This is a genomic window from Streptococcus henryi DSM 19005, from assembly GCF_000376985.1.
GTDB classification, from domain to species: domain Bacteria; phylum Bacillota; class Bacilli; order Lactobacillales; family Streptococcaceae; genus Streptococcus; species Streptococcus henryi.
Map to the genome: position 1 here is coordinate 1 of NZ_AQYA01000002.1, position 1,726 is coordinate 1,726.

General features: G+C 32.6%; 3 protein-coding genes. All 3 read left to right on the forward strand.

Annotated elements, in window-relative coordinates; genetic code table 11:
• The first annotated feature begins 421 nt into the window (after window positions 1–421).
• The 3 genes from relB to F601_RS0100030 all read left to right on the forward strand — a co-directional run bounded on the left by relB (window position 422) and on the right by F601_RS0100030 (window position 1,540).
• Window positions 422–637, forward strand: a complete 216-nt coding sequence (gene relB / locus F601_RS0100020; RefSeq protein ID WP_018163646.1) for a type II toxin-antitoxin system RelB family antitoxin — start codon at window positions 422–424, stop codon at window positions 635–637.
• On the forward strand, window positions 634–897 hold the full coding sequence (locus F601_RS0100025) for a type II toxin-antitoxin system RelE family toxin (RefSeq protein WP_018163647.1): 264 nt from the start codon (window positions 634–636) through the stop codon (window positions 895–897). The genes relB and F601_RS0100025 overlap by 4 nt, the downstream gene beginning before the upstream one ends.
• A 64-nt stretch (window positions 898–961) precedes the next feature.
• Window positions 962–1,540 (forward strand): hypothetical protein, encoded by a 579-nt coding sequence (locus tag F601_RS0100030; RefSeq protein ID WP_018163648.1) that lies wholly within the window; start codon window positions 962–964, stop codon window positions 1,538–1,540.
• The last annotated feature ends 186 nt before the right edge of the window (window positions 1,541–1,726 follow it).

Sequence of the window (1,726 nt, forward strand, 5' to 3'; positions counted from 1 at the left end):
TATCCTTTTGGGTTATTTCGTCATTTCCTAGGATATAGGACTTTTTTTATTTTGAAAACATGTAAACGTTTTTCCGAGTATTATTTTACACTAACCTGACTATGGTTAAAGTAGTTAATTGCTTTTGGATTTTTTGGAGATAGCAGAGCAGATTCTAAGAATAAACATTGCTATTGTGGAATTTGTTAGAAGACAAATTATTTCTTTGTTTAAGTTTCACGTAAGAAAAATTTAAGAAGAACTTAAGCTGTTACTCGTATACTATAGACATCCTAAAATTTTCTTTTTCATAAACCTCCTAGAAAACATCAGCTTAAGTTGGTGTTTTCTTTTATCTTATGAATATATAGATGACTAAAAATTGACACTAGGGGGATAAAGGATTAAAATGAGAATACAAAGTATTCAAGAGGTGAAAGTTATGGCAACAATGACATTACGTATCAATGATCAAGACAGTGAACTGATAAAAAAATATATCCAACTACATGGACTGACCATTTCAGAGTTTGCCCGCCAATCCATGCTTGAAAAAATCGAAGACGAATATGATCTGCAAGTATTGCGACAAGCCATGGCAGAGGATGACGGTGTGAGGATTTCACACGAAGAACTCATGAAGGAATTTGGTTTATGAGCTATCGAGTAACTTATACGAAAAAAGCAGTTAAGCAACTCAAAAAATTAGATTCTTTCACTCGGTCAACCATTTTATATTGGATTGACAAAAACTTGGAAAATACATCAAATCCTCGCCAGTATGGCAAAGGTTTAACCGCCAACCACTCTGGAGAATGGCGTTATCGGGTTGGGAATTATCGTATCTTGGCAAATATCTACGATGACGAGATTGTGATTGAAATATTTGCGGTGGGACATCGGAAAGATATTTACTAGAAGCAGTCTGAATGGCTTGCTTTTTTGGTATAATAAATTACAGGCCAATTTTTGAGGTATTATAATGTTAAAATTAAAAAAATTACTAGTAGTTGTATCTTTTACTATTATCATTTTACTTATGATAGATTACATGGATTTTCCATCTAAATTGGGAATTCAAATTAACAGATTTAATTCAGATTTTTCAATTGGAGTGCTATCCTCTAGTGTTGTTATTATTTTATTTTTAGTTACATATTACACAATAGATGAAGTCACCAAGAAAAAAGAGAAGAATAAGAAGCTGATAGCAGAAACATTATTACAGGAGTCTTATAGGCAAATTCTATTTAATATTGATAGAATACTGACAGATAAAATTGTAAGAGAAAATATTGTTCCTAAAGTTGATTTTACTGCTTATGGTGAGGCTGAAGTTATTACGAATCTAAAAGAAGATCCATTCTCAAATGAATCACATTTATATTCTCTAGTGATAGATGGTCAACTGTCCCAACGAGATTTTGAAAATTATATTAAAATAAAGGAGCGCTACATGACATACGTTTCAATGAGAGTGATTGCATTCGATGGTCCAGAAATATACCGACCTCTAGAAAGCGTATTGAGACAGGAAATAGATAAAGTAATGAAAAAATAATATTGATGTAGATTAAAGGCGTCGCGATATTTCTGAGGCGTTTTTTCTTGGCTCTTTGTCAACTGTAGTGGATTGATGAAAAGCTAACATCTGAGGCTGGGCAAAAACTAGCTTCAAAATAAAACCACACAGTGATTTCCGTCTCGAAAACAATCAAGATGAAAGAATCACTGTGTGGTTTTTGAG